The 16,240-nt window shown below is 64.0% G+C and carries 15 protein-coding genes and 1 tRNA gene; 13 read left to right on the top strand and 3 right to left on the bottom strand.

Going from position 1 to position 16,240, the window contains the following annotated elements; all coding sequences use genetic code 11:
* Positions 1–195: 195 nt before the first annotated feature.
* The gene (locus tag HXX15_RS07290; RefSeq protein WP_296514886.1) at positions 196–1,011 is read right to left on the bottom strand and encodes a photosynthesis regulator; all 816 of its coding nucleotides are present in this window, start codon (positions 1,009–1,011) and stop codon (positions 196–198) included.
* 862 nt (positions 1,012–1,873) lie between these two features.
* Between HXX15_RS07290 and HXX15_RS07295 the strand changes: the two genes are divergently transcribed.
* Positions 1,874–2,656: a HAMP domain-containing protein gene (locus tag HXX15_RS07295; protein WP_296514255.1), complete on the top strand. Its 783-nt coding sequence runs from the start codon at positions 1,874–1,876 to the stop codon at positions 2,654–2,656.
* A gap of 160 nt (positions 2,657–2,816) precedes the next feature.
* Here HXX15_RS07295 and HXX15_RS07300 read toward each other — a convergent pair.
* Positions 2,817–2,891: transfer RNA gene (locus tag HXX15_RS07300), tRNA-Gly, on the bottom strand.
* Between the two features lie 281 nt (positions 2,892–3,172).
* Here HXX15_RS07300 and trxA point away from each other — a divergent pair.
* The 3 genes from trxA to HXX15_RS07315 all read left to right on the top strand — a co-directional run bounded on the left by trxA (position 3,173) and on the right by HXX15_RS07315 (position 5,071).
* Positions 3,173–4,090, top strand: a complete 918-nt coding sequence (gene trxA, locus HXX15_RS07305; protein ID WP_296514258.1) for a thioredoxin — start codon at positions 3,173–3,175, stop codon at positions 4,088–4,090.
* Between the two features lie 30 nt (positions 4,091–4,120).
* Positions 4,121–4,795, top strand: coding sequence for an LON peptidase substrate-binding domain-containing protein (locus HXX15_RS07310; protein WP_296514261.1), 675 nt, complete (start codon positions 4,121–4,123; stop codon positions 4,793–4,795).
* A gap of 81 nt (positions 4,796–4,876) precedes the next feature.
* Complete coding sequence (locus HXX15_RS07315; protein ID WP_296514264.1) at positions 4,877–5,071, top strand: Trm112 family protein; 195 nt, start codon at positions 4,877–4,879, stop codon at positions 5,069–5,071.
* 193 nt (positions 5,072–5,264) lie between these two features.
* On the opposite strand, the gene HXX15_RS07320 is transcribed toward HXX15_RS07315, so the two are convergent.
* Complete coding sequence (locus HXX15_RS07320) at positions 5,265–6,485, bottom strand: ubiquinone biosynthesis hydroxylase (protein WP_296514266.1); 1,221 nt, start codon at positions 6,483–6,485, stop codon at positions 5,265–5,267.
* 153 nt (positions 6,486–6,638) lie between these two features.
* Here HXX15_RS07320 and tesB point away from each other — a divergent pair, with 153 nt between their 5' ends.
* The 9 genes from tesB to HXX15_RS07365 all read left to right on the top strand — a co-directional run bounded on the left by tesB (position 6,639) and on the right by HXX15_RS07365 (position 16,213).
* Positions 6,639–7,514 (top strand): acyl-CoA thioesterase II, encoded by an 876-nt coding sequence (gene tesB / locus HXX15_RS07325; protein ID WP_296514888.1) that lies wholly within the window; start codon positions 6,639–6,641, stop codon positions 7,512–7,514.
* Between the two features lie 164 nt (positions 7,515–7,678).
* Positions 7,679–8,017 carry a P-II family nitrogen regulator gene (locus HXX15_RS07330; RefSeq protein WP_296514268.1) on the top strand — a complete coding sequence of 113 codons (339 nt, stop codon included), beginning with the start codon at positions 7,679–7,681 and terminating at the stop codon, positions 8,015–8,017.
* A 64-nt stretch (positions 8,018–8,081) separates the two neighbouring features.
* Positions 8,082–9,392 (top strand): ammonium transporter, encoded by a 1,311-nt coding sequence (locus tag HXX15_RS07335; RefSeq protein ID WP_296514272.1) that lies wholly within the window; start codon positions 8,082–8,084, stop codon positions 9,390–9,392.
* A gap of 313 nt (positions 9,393–9,705) precedes the next feature.
* Positions 9,706–10,044, top strand: a complete 339-nt coding sequence (locus tag HXX15_RS07340; protein ID WP_296514275.1) for a P-II family nitrogen regulator — start codon at positions 9,706–9,708, stop codon at positions 10,042–10,044.
* Positions 10,045–10,081: 37 nt separating this feature from the next.
* Positions 10,082–11,524 carry an ammonium transporter gene (locus HXX15_RS07345; RefSeq protein WP_296514277.1) on the top strand — a complete coding sequence of 481 codons (1,443 nt, stop codon included), beginning with the start codon at positions 10,082–10,084 and terminating at the stop codon, positions 11,522–11,524.
* Positions 11,525–11,588: 64 nt separating this feature from the next.
* Entirely contained in the window at positions 11,589–12,014 is a 426-nt protein-coding gene (locus HXX15_RS07350) for a nucleotidyltransferase family protein (protein ID WP_366558564.1), read from the top strand.
* The gene (locus tag HXX15_RS07355) at positions 12,004–12,348 is read left to right on the top strand and encodes a HepT-like ribonuclease domain-containing protein (protein ID WP_296514279.1); all 345 of its coding nucleotides are present in this window, start codon (positions 12,004–12,006) and stop codon (positions 12,346–12,348) included. The genes HXX15_RS07350 and HXX15_RS07355 overlap by 11 nt, the downstream gene beginning before the upstream one ends.
* A gap of 175 nt (positions 12,349–12,523) precedes the next feature.
* The gene (locus tag HXX15_RS07360) at positions 12,524–13,750 is read left to right on the top strand and encodes an aminotransferase class I/II-fold pyridoxal phosphate-dependent enzyme (RefSeq protein WP_296514281.1); all 1,227 of its coding nucleotides are present in this window, start codon (positions 12,524–12,526) and stop codon (positions 13,748–13,750) included.
* Positions 13,751–13,762: 12 nt separating this feature from the next.
* Positions 13,763–16,213, top strand: a complete 2,451-nt coding sequence (locus tag HXX15_RS07365; protein ID WP_296514283.1) for a DNA translocase FtsK — start codon at positions 13,763–13,765, stop codon at positions 16,211–16,213.
* The last annotated feature ends 27 nt before the right edge of the window (positions 16,214–16,240 follow it).

Genomic DNA, 16,240 nt, shown 5'->3' on the forward strand with positions numbered 1-16,240 from the left:
GCGAGGTCTTAATGCATCGCGGCGCATTGACCCTGGTCAAATCGACTTCGCATAGTTGTTGATGAGGATGTGTGCGGCAACCGACAGTGGCTGGCGTGCGACGCGCCCGGATCGCGTGTGAGCTTGGCGATGCCGCGTTGGCGTCACAGTGTTGTCGTGAGGCGATGGCTGACGACTCGCATCCGACAGGTCGGATCAGATCCAGGCGAAATTCGCCGGCGGTCGCGCGGCGCGCTTCAGCAGCGACCGCATGATACACCGCTCAACCTGTTCGGCCGATGCCGTAGCAGCGTCGGCGCCGACGGTTGCGCAGGCGCCGCTCTGCTCCGCGAACACCCGTCCGCTGACGACCACCACCAGCGCCGGATTGCGCGACGCCTGTCGGACTTTCCGGACGGTTTCCGCCATCCGCGGCAACCAATGCTCGCGGCGCAGTGACGGACTGAGCGAAAGATTGAGCCCGTCAAACGAGGCTTTGGCGACCAGGTCCTGCAGAGCCTCGTCGCTGCCCAAGAACTCGGTGGTCACCTTCCAGCCGGCGTGCCGGAGTATTTCGGAGTTCAGCGCCGCGCAGAACGAGTGCGGCTCGCCGGGTTGGGAGACGACCAGTACGCTGCGCTGCTGCGAGCGCGTCACCGGCGTCGAAAGATGGTCGAAGCTGATCCGCCGAATCGCGGTCTGCAAGTGACACAGGCCGATGCTGACCTCGAACTCGCTGCAGGAGTCTTCGCTCCAGAGGTCGCCGAGGTTGCGGGCGGTGGGTTCGAAGAGTCCGGTGAAAAGCGAAATCGGCGTTGCGGCGCGTGCCAGCGACTCCTCGATCAGCTCAAAGGCATCGTCAATGTTCGGCGCGATCAGCAGTCGAGCGAGGTCAGCAGCGCGAGCCGCGGACGCTTGTTTCGGCGCGGACGCGCGGGCGGCCTCGTGATGCCGGACAAACAAATGCGGAATAACCGTCGAGACAATGCTTTCAGTTTGCACGGCAAGCACTCGATCTGGTTGCCCTCGCATCGGGATCACTCGGTCATGACTTTATTCTTGGGCTGCATTCTTGGGCTGCCGAGGGGGAAACAGCCCGAAGCTAGCTTGCACAGGCCCGGGATCCCTCAGAGAGGAGGATCGCTTGCCGCATTGCGAAAGAGCCTCGGAATCGTCCGAGAGTCATTGTCCTGGATCAAAAACCGAGGGTCCCGGATCGAGGGCTGATCAGAGCCGCGGTGCGCAATCGACCCAGCGCGGGCGCCCTACCCAATTACCGGGCGACCAAAGCTCGACTATCGACGGCAGCGCGCTGCGGCCACGGTTCCGCCATTTGGGCGCGCCGCTCGAGCGACCTTGGCATAGGTACTCAGGTAGCCGGAGATTTTCCGACTGATAGCTACGAGTAGTTACCTGATGCAATGGGTGCAAGCGAGCACCGCGGGGCGGCCTAAGAGACCAAGGGCACCCGCGACCGCACATCCAGGAAAGTGCTGCTACGATTGCTTCCTCGACGGCACTGTTAGTAACGGGCGGAAGCGCGTTGCAGCCTTTGTTTTGAATCAAACGGAGAGGCCGTTAACCAAGTATATTTACAGCCGTGCGAATCAGCGCAAAACTGAATCGGTGAATCGTGCCTGTTGAGCAACAACCAAGTTTAAACAAAAGCTTAGACTGGTTTTTGGCTCGTTGGTGATTCGCGGTTCTCGGGGTTGAGCTTAATTCTTCACCGAAGTGCCCTTCGCTGTCGTCGCGTGATGCGTATTCCGGGCGTAACCGAAACGAGTTTGCCTCGGAAATAAGCCGTTCGTTAACCGTAAATAGTTAAGCGTTAATCACGCTGTTCACCTTAGGGGGCAAGCCGCCCTTAATTGAAGAAAGCTGGAGAACTACGATGCAATTCGATCTCTCAAACCGCAATCTTGCCCAAAAAATCTCGATACTCGTGCTGGGAATTACCTTGTTTGTGTCTCTCGCGATCGGTGGTGTCGGCGAGATGGTGCTGCAGAGCGTCGGGGCCAGCCAAGCCAAACACACCAGCAGCGTTGCGTCGCTGGATCGCCTGATTGGCCAGGGCGGAGCGATGCTGTCGCCTGTTCGAGCGGCTGACGGCCGGATCGTTGGTATGCTGGTAATGCAGCAAGATGCCGGAGCCGCGGTGATTCCCGCGTCGTTCGATGGTCAGGGGCTGGTGGTGAGAGCCGCCGAAACCGTGGTCGCGCCCGATGCGAACTACGCGCTGGGCGCCGCCCATGTGATGTTGCTGCTTGGCGGCATCGCGGTGTTCTCGGTGGTGGCATTGGTTGGAACTCGGATCACCCGCGGCCTGCTGGCGCCGCTCGGCGAACTTGAGAAGGATATTGATCGGCTCGCGCAGGGTGACACCAGTGTGCGGATCCACGCCATGAACCGCACCGACGAGATCGGCCGGATCGCCCGTTCGATCGCCAAGATTCAAGAGTCGCTGGTGGAGCTGGCACGCCTGAAGACCCAGAAGATGGTCACCGGGGGCACCAACCTCGTCAACAACCTCAAGGAACTGTGGGGCGATCTCAAGGGCGCGGTTCGCAACGCCAGGGAGATGATATCTTCCGACAGCCAGACCATCAGCCAGAACTTGGCGCAGTCGTGGAAAAACTGGCTGCATACCGGATTGGGCATACCGAGCCGAGCCTGATCCCGGGGCTGCACGCAGTTCGACACAGCGCGCCTCCTGATCTTCAAGGAGGCGCTGCGGAGCGCAGATCATCAAGCGATAACGAAAAGCCCGCGGTGACGCGGGCTTTGTCGTTTCAACGATCACCATTTCGATGATTATCGAGAATTGCCAGGAAATCTGGAGCGGGCGAAGGGATTCGAACCCTCGACCCCGACCTTGGCAAGGTCGTGCTCTACCACTGAGCTACACCCGCATCCGAGAGTTTGACGGCGAACGCGCGCCGACAACGCGCAGACCTATGCCAAATGCCGCCCGCGAATGCAACAGTGCCTTCGTCACGAATTCACGCAATCGGCAAGGGGCCCGGCAATGGCGCGCGGATTCGGCCGAACCACCCACAACATCAAGGTCATGCAGCCGTCGACCGGGTTCCCGAGGGCGGCCGGGAGGCATTGCAAAACCGGCTCTTGACCGCCACTTAGGTTCGATGCCGTGCTAGAATGGCGTTTCACCGGGAAATCAGGCGAGGAACACGTGACCATACTGGAGCAGGGCGGCGCAACGGCGCCACAAGCGGTCGATCTGATCAAGGACACCACGACGCAGAGCTTCGTCCAGGACGTGATCGAGGAATCCAAGCGCCAGCCGGTCCTGATCGACTTCTGGGCCCCGTGGTGCGGGCCGTGCAAGCAGCTGACGCCAATCCTGGAGAAGGCGGTCCGCGGCGCCAAGGGCAAGGTCAAGCTGGTCAAAATGAATATCGACGACCATCCGGCGATTCCGGGCCAAATGGGCATCCAGTCGATTCCGGCGGTGATCGCCTTCGTCAACGGCCAGCCGGCCGACGGCTTCATGGGCGCGGTTCCGGAGAGCCAGGTCGCGGCCTTCATCGACAAGCTGACTGCCGGGATGCCCGGCGGCGGGCCAAGCGCGGCCGAGCTGATCCAGGAGGCGGAGGCGATCTTCGCCGAGGGCGATCCCGCGGGCGCCGCATCGGTCTACGCCGAGGTGCTCAACGCCGATGCCAGCAACATCCCGGCGCTGGCCGGACTGGCGCGCTGCTACATGGCGACCGGCGAGACCGAGCAGGCCAAGCAGACGCTGGCGCTGGTGCCGGAGGCCAAGCGTTCAGACGCCGCGGTCACGGCGGTGCAGGCCAGCATCGATCTCGCAGAGCAGGCGAGCGCGCTCGGCCCGATCACCGAGCTGGAGCAAAAGGTCGCGGCAAATCCGCTCGACCATCAGGCACGCTTCGACCTCGCCACCGCGCTCAACGCCGCCGGCAAGCGCGCCGAAGCCACCGGGCATCTGCTCGAAATCGTCAAGCGCGACCGCAAATGGAACGAAGACGGCGCCCGCAAGCAGCTGGTGCAGTTCTTCGAGGCGTGGGGACCGACCGACGACGCCACTGTCGATGGCCGCAAACGGCTTTCGACGATTCTGTTCTCGTAACGCCTGCATTCCGCAGCACCGGAACCGCTGATGCCGATCAATGCCGACTATCGCGGACCCGCCGATCTTCCCGAAGTGATTCCGGTGTTTCCGCTGCCGGGCGCGCTGTTGTTGCCGCGCGGCCAGATGCCGCTCAACATCTTCGAGCCGCGCTATCTGGCGATGGTCGATGATGCGCTGCGCGACGGCCACCGGCTGATCGGGATGATCCAGCCCGACGTGTCGCATTCGCAGGACGCCGACAAGCCGGCGCTGTTTCACGTCGGCTGCATCGGCCGGATCACCCAGCTCGCCGAAGCCGGCGACGGCCGCTACATTCTCGAGCTCACTGGCGTCGCCCGTTTCAAGGTGGTGCAAGAGCTGACGACACTGACCCCCTATCGACAGTGCAAGGTAGACTACTTCCCCTATGTCGACGATTTCACCGCACGCAAGGGCGAGGACCAGGTCGACCGCGAAGCGCTGCTCGAGGTGCTGACCGATTTCCTCAAGGCCAACAATCTCAAGGTCGACTGGGAAGGCGTCGAAACCGCGCCGAATGAGGCGCTGGTCAACGCGCTGGCAATGATGTCGCCATACGGCGCGCCGGAAAAGCAGGCGATGCTGGAGGCGCCGGATCTCAAGACCCGCGCCGAGATTCTGATCGCCGTCACCGAAATGGATCTCGCCAAGAAGCGCACCAGCGGCGACCCGCCGCTGCAGTGAACGAGGTTGACGCGCGATCATTGACGCCGCGACGATTTCAACCGATCAATCCCGAAATTTCTTCCGTGCTGGAGCGCGCTCATGAACACCCCACCCGATCGGTCGGAATCCGTTGATCGCAAGCTCCTTGAAATTCTGGTCTGCCCGATCACCAAGGGGCCGCTGGAATTCGACGCCGCCCGTCAGGAACTGATCTCGCGCAGCGCCAAGCTCGCCTACCCGATCCGCGACGGCATCCCGATCATGCTGCCGGAAGAGGCGCGCAAGCTGGACTGAGTGGTCTCTATAGCTGACCGCGGCGTAGCGACGATTTAGGCCGTCATCCCCGCGAAAGCGGGGACCCAGTATTCAGAACGCATTCGTTCAACCTTAAAGGCTGCGGCGTACTGGGCCACCCGCTTGAAGCGGATGGTGACGACGGTGAATGCGGCGTCGCTGTCGCTTTCTCTCCTGTCCGAGTTTCCCGCGCCTACAGCGCCTCGCCCTTCAGCAACCGTGGAATTTCGCCGCCGAGTCCGGCGGCCTGGCGGATGAACACTTCCTTCAGCGGCGGCAGCCGGTCGACAATGCCAAGCCCTATATCGCGGACGCTGCGCAGTAGCGTCGACTTGTTGGAGAACAGCAGGTTGAGTGAATTGGTCGCCACCCCCATCGCCATGGTGTCGAACCGGCGCCAGCGCTGGTAATTTTCCAGTACGTCGGCCTGCCCCGGATCGATCCCGAGCCTTGCGGCGTCGACAATGCTCTCGGCCAGCGCGGCGACGTCCTTCAGGCCCATATTGAGGCCCTGTCCGGCGATCGGGTGGATCACATGGGCGGCGTCGCCGACCAGCGCCAGGCGCTCGCCGATGAAGGATTTCGCCACGAAATAGCCGAGCGGGAACGCCTTCGGCTTGTCCAGCGCCCTGACCTCACCGAGCCGCAGTCCGAACCGCTGCTCCAGCTCGGCATGAAACTCGTCGTCGGACAGCACGATGATCCGTGCCGCCTCCTGGCGACTTTCGGTCCACACCAGCGACGAGCGCTTGCCGGTCAGCGGCAGGATCGCGAACGGGCCGGCGGGCAGGAAATGCTCCTCGGCGCAACCATGGTGGTCGCGCTCGTGGCTCACCGTGACCACGATGCCGGACTGGTCGTAATCCCAGCCATAAGTGGGGATGCCGGCGCGTTCGCGCAGTTTCGACTTCGCACCGTCGGCAGCGACCAGCAGGCTGGCCTCGATCACGCTGCCGTCGCCGAGCGTCACCGAAGTCGCCTCGGGCCGCGATTCGTAACTGATGACCGGTACCGGGCGCAGATCGATGCCGGCGGCCTCGGCATGCTTGGTCAACGCGTCGATCAGATGGCGATTCTCGACCATATGGGCGAACGGCTCGCCGGGCTCGACCTGGCCCGCGAAGGTCAGGAACACCGGACGGGTGGCGTCTTCCAGCGCCGAATCGGTCACCACCATGTCGAGGATCGGCTGCGCGGTTTCGGCGACCTCGTCCCAGACTCCGAGCACGTCGAACAGCCGGCGGCAGGCGGCGACGATCGCGGTCGCGCGCGGATCGCGCGAGGGCCGCAGCGCCAGCGCCGGATCGGCGACGATGATCGGGGTATCAGGCCCCAGACCCTGGCGCAGCGCCAACGCCAGCGCCAGCCCGGCGAACGCCCCGCCTCCGATGACAATGCCTCGCTGGTGCGACATGATCGTCCTTACTCGCTCTTGCCAGCTCTCTCTTGCAAGGTGACCAGAGCTGGGCGAAACAGGCTACGGAACAGCCGCGGCATCTGTGGCCCGGTTCTATCAGACATCGAACGCGGTGTGAAACCGCGTCACCCACGGGATTCCTGCATGCCGATGTCCAAGAGCCTGATCGACCTGATCTCGATTCTCGACCTCGAACCGATCGAGGTGAACCTGTTCCGCGGCACCAGCCCGAAGACCTCGTGGCAGCGGGTGTTCGGCGGCCAGGTGATCGGCCAGGCGATGGTCGCCGGCTGCCGCACCGTCGAGGGCCGGCTGCCGCATTCGATGCATTGCTATTTCATCCTGCCGGGCGATCCGCAGGTGCCGATCATCTATGAGGTCGAGCGGCTGCGCGACGGCAACAGCTACACCACCCGCCGGGTCACCGCGATCCAGCACGGCAACGCGATCTTCTCGCTGATGATGTCGTTTCATGTCGACGAGGCGACCTCGTTCGACCATCAGGACAAGATGCCGGACGTGCCGCCGCCGGAGAAGCTGACCGGAGAGGAAATCTCCAAGCAGCCGTTCTTCAAGGAGATGCCCGACTTCATCAAGCGCTATTACGAGAGCGACCGGCCGATCGAGCTGCGCCCGGTCGAGCTGTCGCGCTATTTCGGCAAGAAGATCGATGACGGCAAGATCCACGTCTGGATCCGCACCGCGGCGAAGCTGCCGGACGATCCGGCGCTGCACATGTGCGCGCTGGCCTATGCGTCGGATTTCTCGCTGCTCGACGCGGTGATGGCGCGCTACGGCCGCACCTTGTTCGACAAGCGCATGATGCCCGCGAGCCTCGACCACGCGATGTGGTTTCACCGCCCGTTCCGTACCGACGAATGGCTGCTTTACGCGCAGGACAGCCCCTCCGCGCAGGGCGGCCGCGGCCTGACCCGCGGCCTGATCTTCAAGGCCGACGGTACCCTGGTGGCTTCGGTGGCCCAGGAGGGCTCGGTGCGCGAGCGCCGCGAGAAGCCGGCCGGCTGAGCCGGATTGTCCCGGCTGCCGCCTATTCCGGCGCGAGGCCAAATCTTGCGCCGTCAATCCGCTTATTTTCTGCGCGCGTTGCCGCTAAACCCGGCATATACAGGGACGAACCGCCCGGACATAGTCCGGCGCGCCCTGCATTTCGCGATCAGAAGGTTGGCCTCATGAAGCTCGTCGTTGCCATCATCAAACCGTTCAAGCTCGACGAGGTGCGCACCGCGCTCACCGAGATCGGCGTCCACGGCATGACCGTGACCGAGGTCAAGGGCTACGGCCGCCAGCGCGGCCATACCGAAATCTATCGCGGCGCCGAATATATCGTGAATTTCCTGCCCAAGCTGCGGATCGAGATCGCGGTGGATTCCGGTCTCGCCGACAAGGCGGTCGAGGTCATCACCAAGAGCGCCCGCACCGGGCAGATCGGCGACGGCAAAATCTTCGTCTCGCCGATCGATCACGCGCTGCGAATCCGCACCGGCGAGACCGACGCCGACGCGCTCTGAGCCACAGATCACATTGAACGGCGACGCCGGGGGGCGCCGCGACATTCCGACGGGGGTTGGGGTCATGACGGGTTTGCCACGCCACGCAGCACGCGCTGCGATGGCCTTTCCGCTTGCGGCACTTGCCGCGTTGGGCGTGACGCCGGCTCAAGCGCAAGCCAGCACCATCAACGCCGCCGATACCGCCTGGATGATGGTCGCCACCGCCTTTGTGCTGATGATGACCATCCCGGGCCTGGCGCTGTTTTACTCCGGCATGGTGCGCAAGAAGAATGTGCTCGCCACCATGGCGCAGAGTCTCGCCGCAGTGGCGATCATCTCGATTCTCTGGGTCGCGTTCGGCTATTCGCTGGCCTTCGTCGGTGACGGCGCCTGGATCGGCTCGCTGGACCGGATGTTTCTCGCTGGCATGACCATGGACGGCGTCAATCCGCTGGCCAAGACCATCCCCGAAGCGCTTTTCATGCTCTACCAGATGACGTTTGCGATCATCACCGTGGCGCTGGTGGCCGGCTCGGTCGCCGACCGGATGCGATTTTCCGCCTATCTGCTGTTCTCGATCGGCTGGTTCGTCTTCGTCTATGTACCGCTGGCGCATTGGGTCTGGGGCGGCGGCTTCCTGGCTAGCGCCGGGGTGCTGGATTTCGCCGGCGGCCTCGTCGTGCATCTGTCGGCCGGCACCGGCGGGCTGATCGCGGCCGCGGTGCTCGGTCGCCGCCATGGCTACGGCGCCGAGAACCTGTCGCCGTTCGACCTGTCGCTCGCGGTGGTCGGCACCGGGTTGTTGTGGGTTGGCTGGTTCGGCTTCAACGGCGGCTCGGCGCTGGCCGCCAATTCCCGCGCGGTAATGGCGATCACCTCGACCCATCTCGCCGCTTGCGCCGGCGCGCTGACCTGGGGCGCGATCGAATGGATGATCCGGCGCAAACCCTCGGTGCTCGGCATGATTTCCGGCGCGGTGGCCGGGCTCGGCACCATCACTCCGGCCTCCGGTTATGTCGAACCGTGGCATGGCCTGGTGATCGGCGTGATCGCCGGGCTGGTCTGCTTCTGGGCCTGCACCTGGCTGAAACACCGCTTTCGCTACGACGATTCGCTCGACGTGTTCGGCGTCCATGGCATCGGCGGGTTGACGGGCACGCTGCTGGCCGGCGTGTTCGCGACCGCGGCGATCGGCGGAACCTCCGGCTTGATCGAAGGCAATCCGTGGCAGCTCCTGATCCAGCTCGGCGGCGTTGCCATGACCTTCCTGTGGTCGGGGGCCGCCACCTTTGTGCTGCTCAAGCTGGTTGGGGTGTTCGTCCCATTGCGCGTATCGCGCGAGCACGAAATCGAGGGTCTCGACATTTCGCAGCATGGCGAGGCACTGCAGTAGCCAAACCAATGTTATATTACCGATCATGCTGCCCGCGACGTGAGCACGATTATGGCGGGACCCTGTCGTGCCTGTTTTTTGCACATGCCTGATTAGTCATTAGGCGCGACCGAATGGCGCAGCCGGTGCTGCGGTGCGGTCGTGCCGAAAAGCCCCCGATTCACAATCTGTTAGGCACCGCCGGCGATCTGGCACGGCATTTGATTCTATCTGGGCTGGCTGTGCCCGCGTAGTGAACTTCTCCGCGTGGTGAACCTCAGTCGATATCGTGCCCGGCCGCGTACCGGTTCGGGCCCAAGCGGGGATAGGACCCATGAAAATTGTTATGGCGATCATTAAGCCATTCAAACTCGAAGAAGTCCGTGACGCCCTGACCGCCATCGGCGTTCATGGTTTGACGGTGACCGAAGTCAAGGGATATGGCCGGCAGAAGGGCCATACGGAAATCTATCGCGGTGCTGAATACGCGGTGAGCTTCCTGCCCAAGATCAAGATCGAAGTCGCGATCGCCTCCGACCAGGTCGACAAGACCATCGACGCCATCACCACCGCGGCCAAGACCGGTCAGATCGGCGACGGCAAGATCTTCGTCATCGGCCTCGACCACGCGGTTCGGATCCGGACCGGCGAAGCCGATGCCGCGGCCCTCTGATCTCGCGCTCACCCTTATTCAATCAGGAGTATAAGAAATGACGTTCAAACGTCCCTACCGCGCGGGATTGGCTGCTCTCGCAGTCGGCATGTTCGCCGCGACTGCCGCGTATGCCGAGCCCACGGTCAACAAGGGCGACAACGCCTGGATGCTGACATCGACAGTGCTGGTGCTGTTGATGACGATTCCGGGCCTCGCGCTGTTCTATGGCGGCATGGTCCGGTCCAAGAACATGCTCTCGGTGCTGATGCAGGTGTTCTACACCGTCTGTATCGTCACCATCCTGTGGGCGCTCTACGGCTACAGCCTGGCCTTCACCGGCGGTTCCGACTTCATCGGCGGCTTCTCCAAAGCCTTCATGGTGGGGATCACCCCGGATTCGAAAGCGGCGACCTTCAGCGTCGACGCCAACATCTCGGAGCTGGTGTATTTCTGCTTCCAGATGACCTTCGCCGCGATCACCCCGGCGCTGATCGTCGGCGCCTTTGCCGAACGCACCCGCTTCGCCGCGGTGGCCCTGTTCATCCCGCTCTGGGTCACGCTGATCTACTTCCCGATCGCCCACATGGTTTGGTACTGGGCTGGACCGGACGCCATCAACGACGCCGTCAAGGCGCTCGCTGCCGCGACCGACGACGCCGCCAAGGCGACGGCGCAGACCGCGCTTGATGCGGTCAATGCCGATGCCGGCTGGGTGTTCAAGAAGGGCGCCATCGACTTCGCCGGCGGCACCGTGGTGCACATCAACGCCGGCATCGCCGGTCTGGTCGGCGCCTTGCTGATCGGCAAGCGCACCGGCTACGGCAAGGAGCTGATGTCGCCGCACTCGCTGACGATGTCGATGATCGGCGCTTCGTTGCTGTGGGTGGGTTGGTTCGGCTTCAACGCCGGATCGAACCTGGAAGCCTCCGGCGGCGCCGGGCTCGCCATGACCAACTCGTTCGTCGCGACTGCGGCGGCCGCGTTGTCCTGGATGTTCGCGGAGTGGATGATCAAGGGTCATCCCTCGGTGCTCGGCGCGATCTCAGGAGCAGTTGCGGGCCTGGTCGCGGTGACGCCCGCGGCCGGTTACTCTGGTCCGATGGGAGCGATCGTGCTCGGTCTCGTGGTCGGTGTGGTCTGCCTGTTCTTCTGTACGGTGATCAAGAACGCGCTCGGCTATGACGACTCTCTCGATGTGTTCGGCGTCCACTGCGTCGGCGGCATCGTCGGCGCGCTCGGCACCGGCATTCTGGTGAATCCGGCGCTCGGCGGCACCGGCATCATGGACTACACCATCGGCAAGATCGCGGAATACGATCTGGTGGCGCAGATGATCTCGCAGTGCTGGGGCGTCGGCACCACGCTGGTGTGGTCCGGCATCGGCTCGGCGATCCTCTACAAGGTCGTCGACGTCATCGTCGGCCTGCGTGCCACCGTCGAAGTTGAGCGCGAAGGCCTCGACCTCGTCGAGCACACCGAGCGCGCATACAACATGTAAGTTCTCCCGGGGCGCGATCCGCAAGGGTCGCGCCCAGAACTACGGTTCGGGCACATACCCGGCAATGCCCGCTCCGTCGAGGGGCTCCAGCGCAAGCTGGGGCCCCTTTCTTTTTGGCGCGGAGGCCATTGGCTTTCACCGCCGCGCTGCAATCGACCCTCCCGCGACAGCCGCGCCGTGCTATATTGTGGTCATGAACAGTGCGGACATAGTCGATACCTTGCGACGGTCGGAGCAGGCCCTGCGCGCGCGCGGCGTGCAGCGTGCGGCGCTGTTCGGATCGGTCGCACGCGGCGACGACCGCCCGGGAAGCGACATCGACATCATGGTCGAGATTGATCCCGAGGCGCATATTACCGTGTTCGACTATGTCGGCCTGAAGGAGTTCATCGCCGGACTGTTCGAAGGCCCCGTGGATGTCGTGAGCCGGGATAACCTCAAGCCTCATCTGCGACCGGCCGCCACCGCCGACGCGATCTATGCGTTCTGACATCAGCATCGCTGCGCTTCGCGACATTCAACATCATATCGGCCTTGCGATCGAATTTGTCGCCGGGTTCGATCGCGATCAATTCAAGAATGACCTGCGCACCGTCTATGCGGTCACCCGATGCCTCGAGATCGTGTCGGAAGCATCACGTCGCCTGACCGACGATTTGAAGGCGCGACACCCGGCGATACCCTGGAAGCAGATCGCGGGTGCCGGCAACGTCTACCGGCACGACTACGAGGACGTCGCAGCGCATTTGGTATGGGATACCGTCCACAGCGCATTGCCGGCACTCCGGATCGCCATCGATGACGAAATCGCCCGCAGTTCATGACCGACAACGCGCGCAACCGGGCGGCCCGGTCGCGGCCTTCCTCGCATGGAACCCGCACTTGCTGTCGCCGATCGTCGATGGTTAATCGCGTCTTAACCTCGCCGTATCTATGGTGGCTGATCCGTTTTCGCTCGATCCCGTGACGGTCGCGCGCCCTGAAAGCTGGCGTTTCCGAATGGCTTTGACCGCCCCCTCCACCTTGGCGTCCAGCGCCGGCAGTTCCGATGCTGCCGGTCAGAGCGAACGCTCGCCGTTCGCGCGGCTGACCGAGCTGCTGGCGCCGTATCAGCCCGGACAGTCCCTTATCAACCTGTCGCTGGGCGAACCGCAGCATCCGGTGCCGGATTTCGTCGGCCCGGTGCTGGCGCAACACATCGCCGAATTTGGCCGCTATCCCGCCGCCAAGGGTATCGAACCGTTCCGCCGCGCGGTGTCGACCTGGCTGTCGCTGCGCTTCGAGCTGCCGCGCGCGCTCGATCCGGAGAGCGAAATCCTGGTGCTGAACGGCAGCCGCGAGGGGCTGTTCCTGGCCGCAATCGCCGCCGCCCGCTTCGTGCCGCAACGCGCCGGCAAGCCAGCGATCCTGATGCCGAATCCGTTCTACCCGGCCTACGGCGCCGGCGCCCGCGCCGCCGACTGCGAGCCGATCTTCCTGCCGACCACGCTCGGCAACGGCTTCCTGCCCGACCTCGATGCGCTGGATGCAGCGACGCTGGCGCGCACGGTGGCGATCTACATCGCTTCGCCCGCCAATCCGCAGGGCGCGGTCGCGTCGCGCGACTATTTCCTGCGGCTGAAAGCGCTCGCCGACCGCCATGGCTTCATGATCCTGAGCGACGAGTGCTATTCGGAAATCTATGCCCAGACCGCGCCCGGCAGCGCGCTAGAAGCCGCCGGTCCCGACTTCGGCCATGTGGTGGCGTTCCAGTCGCTGTCGAAGCGCTCGAACCTGCCCGGGATGCGAGTCGGCTTCGTCGCTGGCGACGCCCAATTTCTCAAGGCGTTTCATGAGCTGCGCAATGTCGCAGCCCCGCAGGTGCCGGTGCCGCTACAGCATGTCGCGGTCGCAGCTTACGGAGACGAGAGCCATGTCGAGGAGAACCGCCGGCTGTACCGGCTGAAATTCGACCTCGCCGACCAGATCCTCGGATCGCGCTACGGCTACAAGCGGCCCGCCGGCGGCTTCTGCCTCTGGCTCGACGTCTCCGCGCATGGCGGCGACGAGGCGGCGACGCTGAAACTGTTCAAGGACGGCGGCGTCCGCGTGGTCCCGGGCAGCTATCTGGCGCGGCAGCAACCCGACGGCAGCAATCCCGGCGCCGGATATATTCGCGTGGCGATGGTGCAGGACAGTGAAACCACCGCCGAGGCGTTGCATCGCCTGGTTCGTATTCTTGAATAATCGCGGGGCGGAATGAGCATGCCGGCGATCGAACGTGTCATCCCTCTGGTCGGGCATCTGCCCCAGGCGATTCGCGACGCGCTGGTGCGACGGCTGCGCGAACTCGCCGGCGTCGGCCTGATTGCGCTGTCCGGCGTCGCCGCGGCGGCACTTATGACATGGTCGGTGCAGGACCCGAGCCTCAGTCACGCCACCTCGCGCACGATCCGTAACATTGTTGGCTATCCGGGCGCGATCGGCGCCGATCTGTCGATGCAGATCCTCGGCCTTGGCGCAATCGGGTTGTTGTTGCCGATCGCGGTATGGGGCTGGCGGATGATCAACCACCGGCCGTTCGACCGCCGGGCGCTGCGGTTCGGCTGCTGGATTTTGTGCACCATCACCGCGGCCGGATTCGCCAGCTGTTTTCCCCATGACGGGTCGTGGCCGCTGCCGACCGGCGTCGGCGGCGTGGTCGGCGACGCGCTGGTGCGGACGCCTGCGCTGGTGTTCGGCCCGCCCGGATTGATCTACCGGATCGTCCTCGGCCTGATCCTCGGCGCCGCGATGCTGACGACGTTCCTGATCGCCTGCGGCTTCGGCGCGCGCGAGCCGCAACAGACCGAATTGATGGCCGACGATCTGCCGTTCGAGGAAGATCGCGACGAAGGTTCGGTGTCGCTGGGCTGGCTGGTGCACGCGCTGCTGAGCGCCAAGGCGCAGTTCCTGCGGTTCGCGAAGCTGAGCTACCGCCGGCTGGTGGCGAGTGCGCCGCCCGCCGCGGCGATGCCGTTCGAACGCCAGGAGCCGAGGCTCGGCGGCCGGCCGAGCCCGTCGATCGCGCCGCACGCCGATCAGGACGACGAACCCGAGCTCGACGACGAGGACGATGAGGAAGATGAGGCGCCGGTGGCGCGCGCCCCGCGCAAGAAGCCCGTGCCGAAGACGCCGCCGCGCAAACCCGCCGGAAAATTCGAACTGCCGCCGGTCTCGGTGCTGACCGCGCCGAAATCCTCCGATCGCCAGCCGCTCAACAAGGCCGAACTCGAAGCCAATTCGCGCGCGCTGGAAGGCGTGCTCGGCGACTTCGGCGTCCGCGGCGAAATCGTCAAGGCGCATCCCGGCCCAGTGGTGACGCTGTACGAACTGGAGCCCGCGCCCGGCATCAAGTCGTCGCGGGTGATCGGGCTCGCCGACGATATTGCGCGATCGATGAGCGCCTTGTCGGCCCGCGTCGCCGTGGTGCCCGGCCGCAACGCTATCGGCATCGAACTGCCGAATCCGCATCGAGAAAAAGTCCTGCTGCGCGAATTGCTGGTGACGAAAGACGGCAACGAATCAGTGGCGAAACTGCCGCTCTGCCTCGGCAAGAATATCGGCGGCGAATCGATCATCGTCGATCTGGCCCGGATGCCGCATCTGTTGATCGCCGGCACCACCGGCTCCGGCAAATCGGTCGCCATCAATACCATGATCCTCAGCCTGCTCTACCGGCTGCGGCCGGATCAGTGCCGGCTGATCATGGTCGATCCGAAAATGCTCGAACTATCCGTCTATGACGGCATCCCGCATTTGCTGACGCCTGTCGTCACCGACCCGAAGAAGGCGGTGGTCGCCCTGAAATGGGCGGTGCGCGAGATGGAAGAGCGCTACAAGAAGATGTCCAAGCTCGGCGTCCGCAACATCGACGGCTACAATACCAGGCTGGTCGAAGCCAAGGCGCGCGGCGAGGAATTGTCCCGCACCGTACATACCGGCTTCGACAAGGAAACCGGCAAGGCAATCTACGAGGCTGAAAAGCTCGACCTCGAGCCGCTGCCCTACATCGTCATCATCGTCGACGAGATGGCCGACCTGATGATGGTGGCCGGCAAGGACATAGAAGGCGCGGTGCAGCGGCTGGCGCAGATGGCGCGCGCCGCCGGCCTGCATGTGATCCTCGCCACGCAGCGACCCTCGGTCGACGTCATCACCGGCACCATCAAGGCGAACTTCCCGACCCGTATTTCCTTCCAGGTCACTTCGAAAATCGACAGCCGCACCATTCTGGGGGAGATGGGCGCTGAGCAGCTACTTGGCCAGGGCGACATGCTCTATATGGCCGGCGGCGGACGGATCAGCCGCGTGCACGGACCGTTCGTTTCCGACGAAGAGGTCGAGAAGGTGGTCAAACACCTCAAGACCCAGGGCCAGCCGGAATATCTTGAAGCCGTCACCGCGGAAGAGCCGGCCGAGGGCGAGGACGGCGCGGTGTTCGACGCCACCGGGATGGGCGGCGAGGGCGGCGACCTGTTCTCGCAGGCGGTCGCGATTGTAAAGCGTGATCGCAAGGCGTCGACCAGCTATATTCAGCGTCGGCTGCAGATCGGATATAACCGCGCCGCGTCGCTGATGGAGCGGATGGAACTGGAAGGCATCGTCGGCCAGCCCAACCATGCTGGCAAACGCGAAATCCTGGTCGAGGAAGAAGAGAGCGGCTTTTAGAGGCGTGATTGCTGTGATGGAAATTGC

This window comes from Rhodopseudomonas sp., assembly GCF_013377015.1.
Classification (GTDB): Bacteria; Pseudomonadota; Alphaproteobacteria; order Rhizobiales; family Xanthobacteraceae; genus JARJEH01.

Coding starts and splice junctions, on each gene's coding strand:
- HXX15_RS07310 (WP_296514261.1), top strand. CDS start 4,121: ATGCCGATCAATGCCGACTATCGCGGACCCGCCGATCTTCCCGAAGTG.
- HXX15_RS07350 (WP_366558564.1), top strand. CDS start 11,589: ATGCCCGCTCCGTCGAGGGGCTCCAGCGCAAGCTGGGGCCCCTTTCTT.
- HXX15_RS07290 (WP_296514886.1), bottom strand. CDS start 1,011: ATGCGAGGGCAACCAGATCGAGTGCTTGCCGTGCAAACTGAAAGCATT.
- HXX15_RS07345 (WP_296514277.1), top strand. CDS start 10,082: ATGACGTTCAAACGTCCCTACCGCGCGGGATTGGCTGCTCTCGCAGTC.
- tesB (WP_296514888.1), top strand. CDS start 6,639: ATGTCCAAGAGCCTGATCGACCTGATCTCGATTCTCGACCTCGAACCG.
- HXX15_RS07330 (WP_296514268.1), top strand. CDS start 7,679: ATGAAGCTCGTCGTTGCCATCATCAAACCGTTCAAGCTCGACGAGGTG.
- HXX15_RS07360 (WP_296514281.1), top strand. CDS start 12,524: ATGGCTTTGACCGCCCCCTCCACCTTGGCGTCCAGCGCCGGCAGTTCC.
- HXX15_RS07365 (WP_296514283.1), top strand. CDS start 13,763: ATGAGCATGCCGGCGATCGAACGTGTCATCCCTCTGGTCGGGCATCTG.
- HXX15_RS07295 (WP_296514255.1), top strand. CDS start 1,874: ATGCAATTCGATCTCTCAAACCGCAATCTTGCCCAAAAAATCTCGATA.
- HXX15_RS07355 (WP_296514279.1), top strand. CDS start 12,004: ATGCGTTCTGACATCAGCATCGCTGCGCTTCGCGACATTCAACATCAT.
- HXX15_RS07315 (WP_296514264.1), top strand. CDS start 4,877: ATGAACACCCCACCCGATCGGTCGGAATCCGTTGATCGCAAGCTCCTT.
- HXX15_RS07335 (WP_296514272.1), top strand. CDS start 8,082: ATGACGGGTTTGCCACGCCACGCAGCACGCGCTGCGATGGCCTTTCCG.
- HXX15_RS07340 (WP_296514275.1), top strand. CDS start 9,706: ATGAAAATTGTTATGGCGATCATTAAGCCATTCAAACTCGAAGAAGTC.
- HXX15_RS07320 (WP_296514266.1), bottom strand. CDS start 6,485: ATGTCGCACCAGCGAGGCATTGTCATCGGAGGCGGGGCGTTCGCCGGG.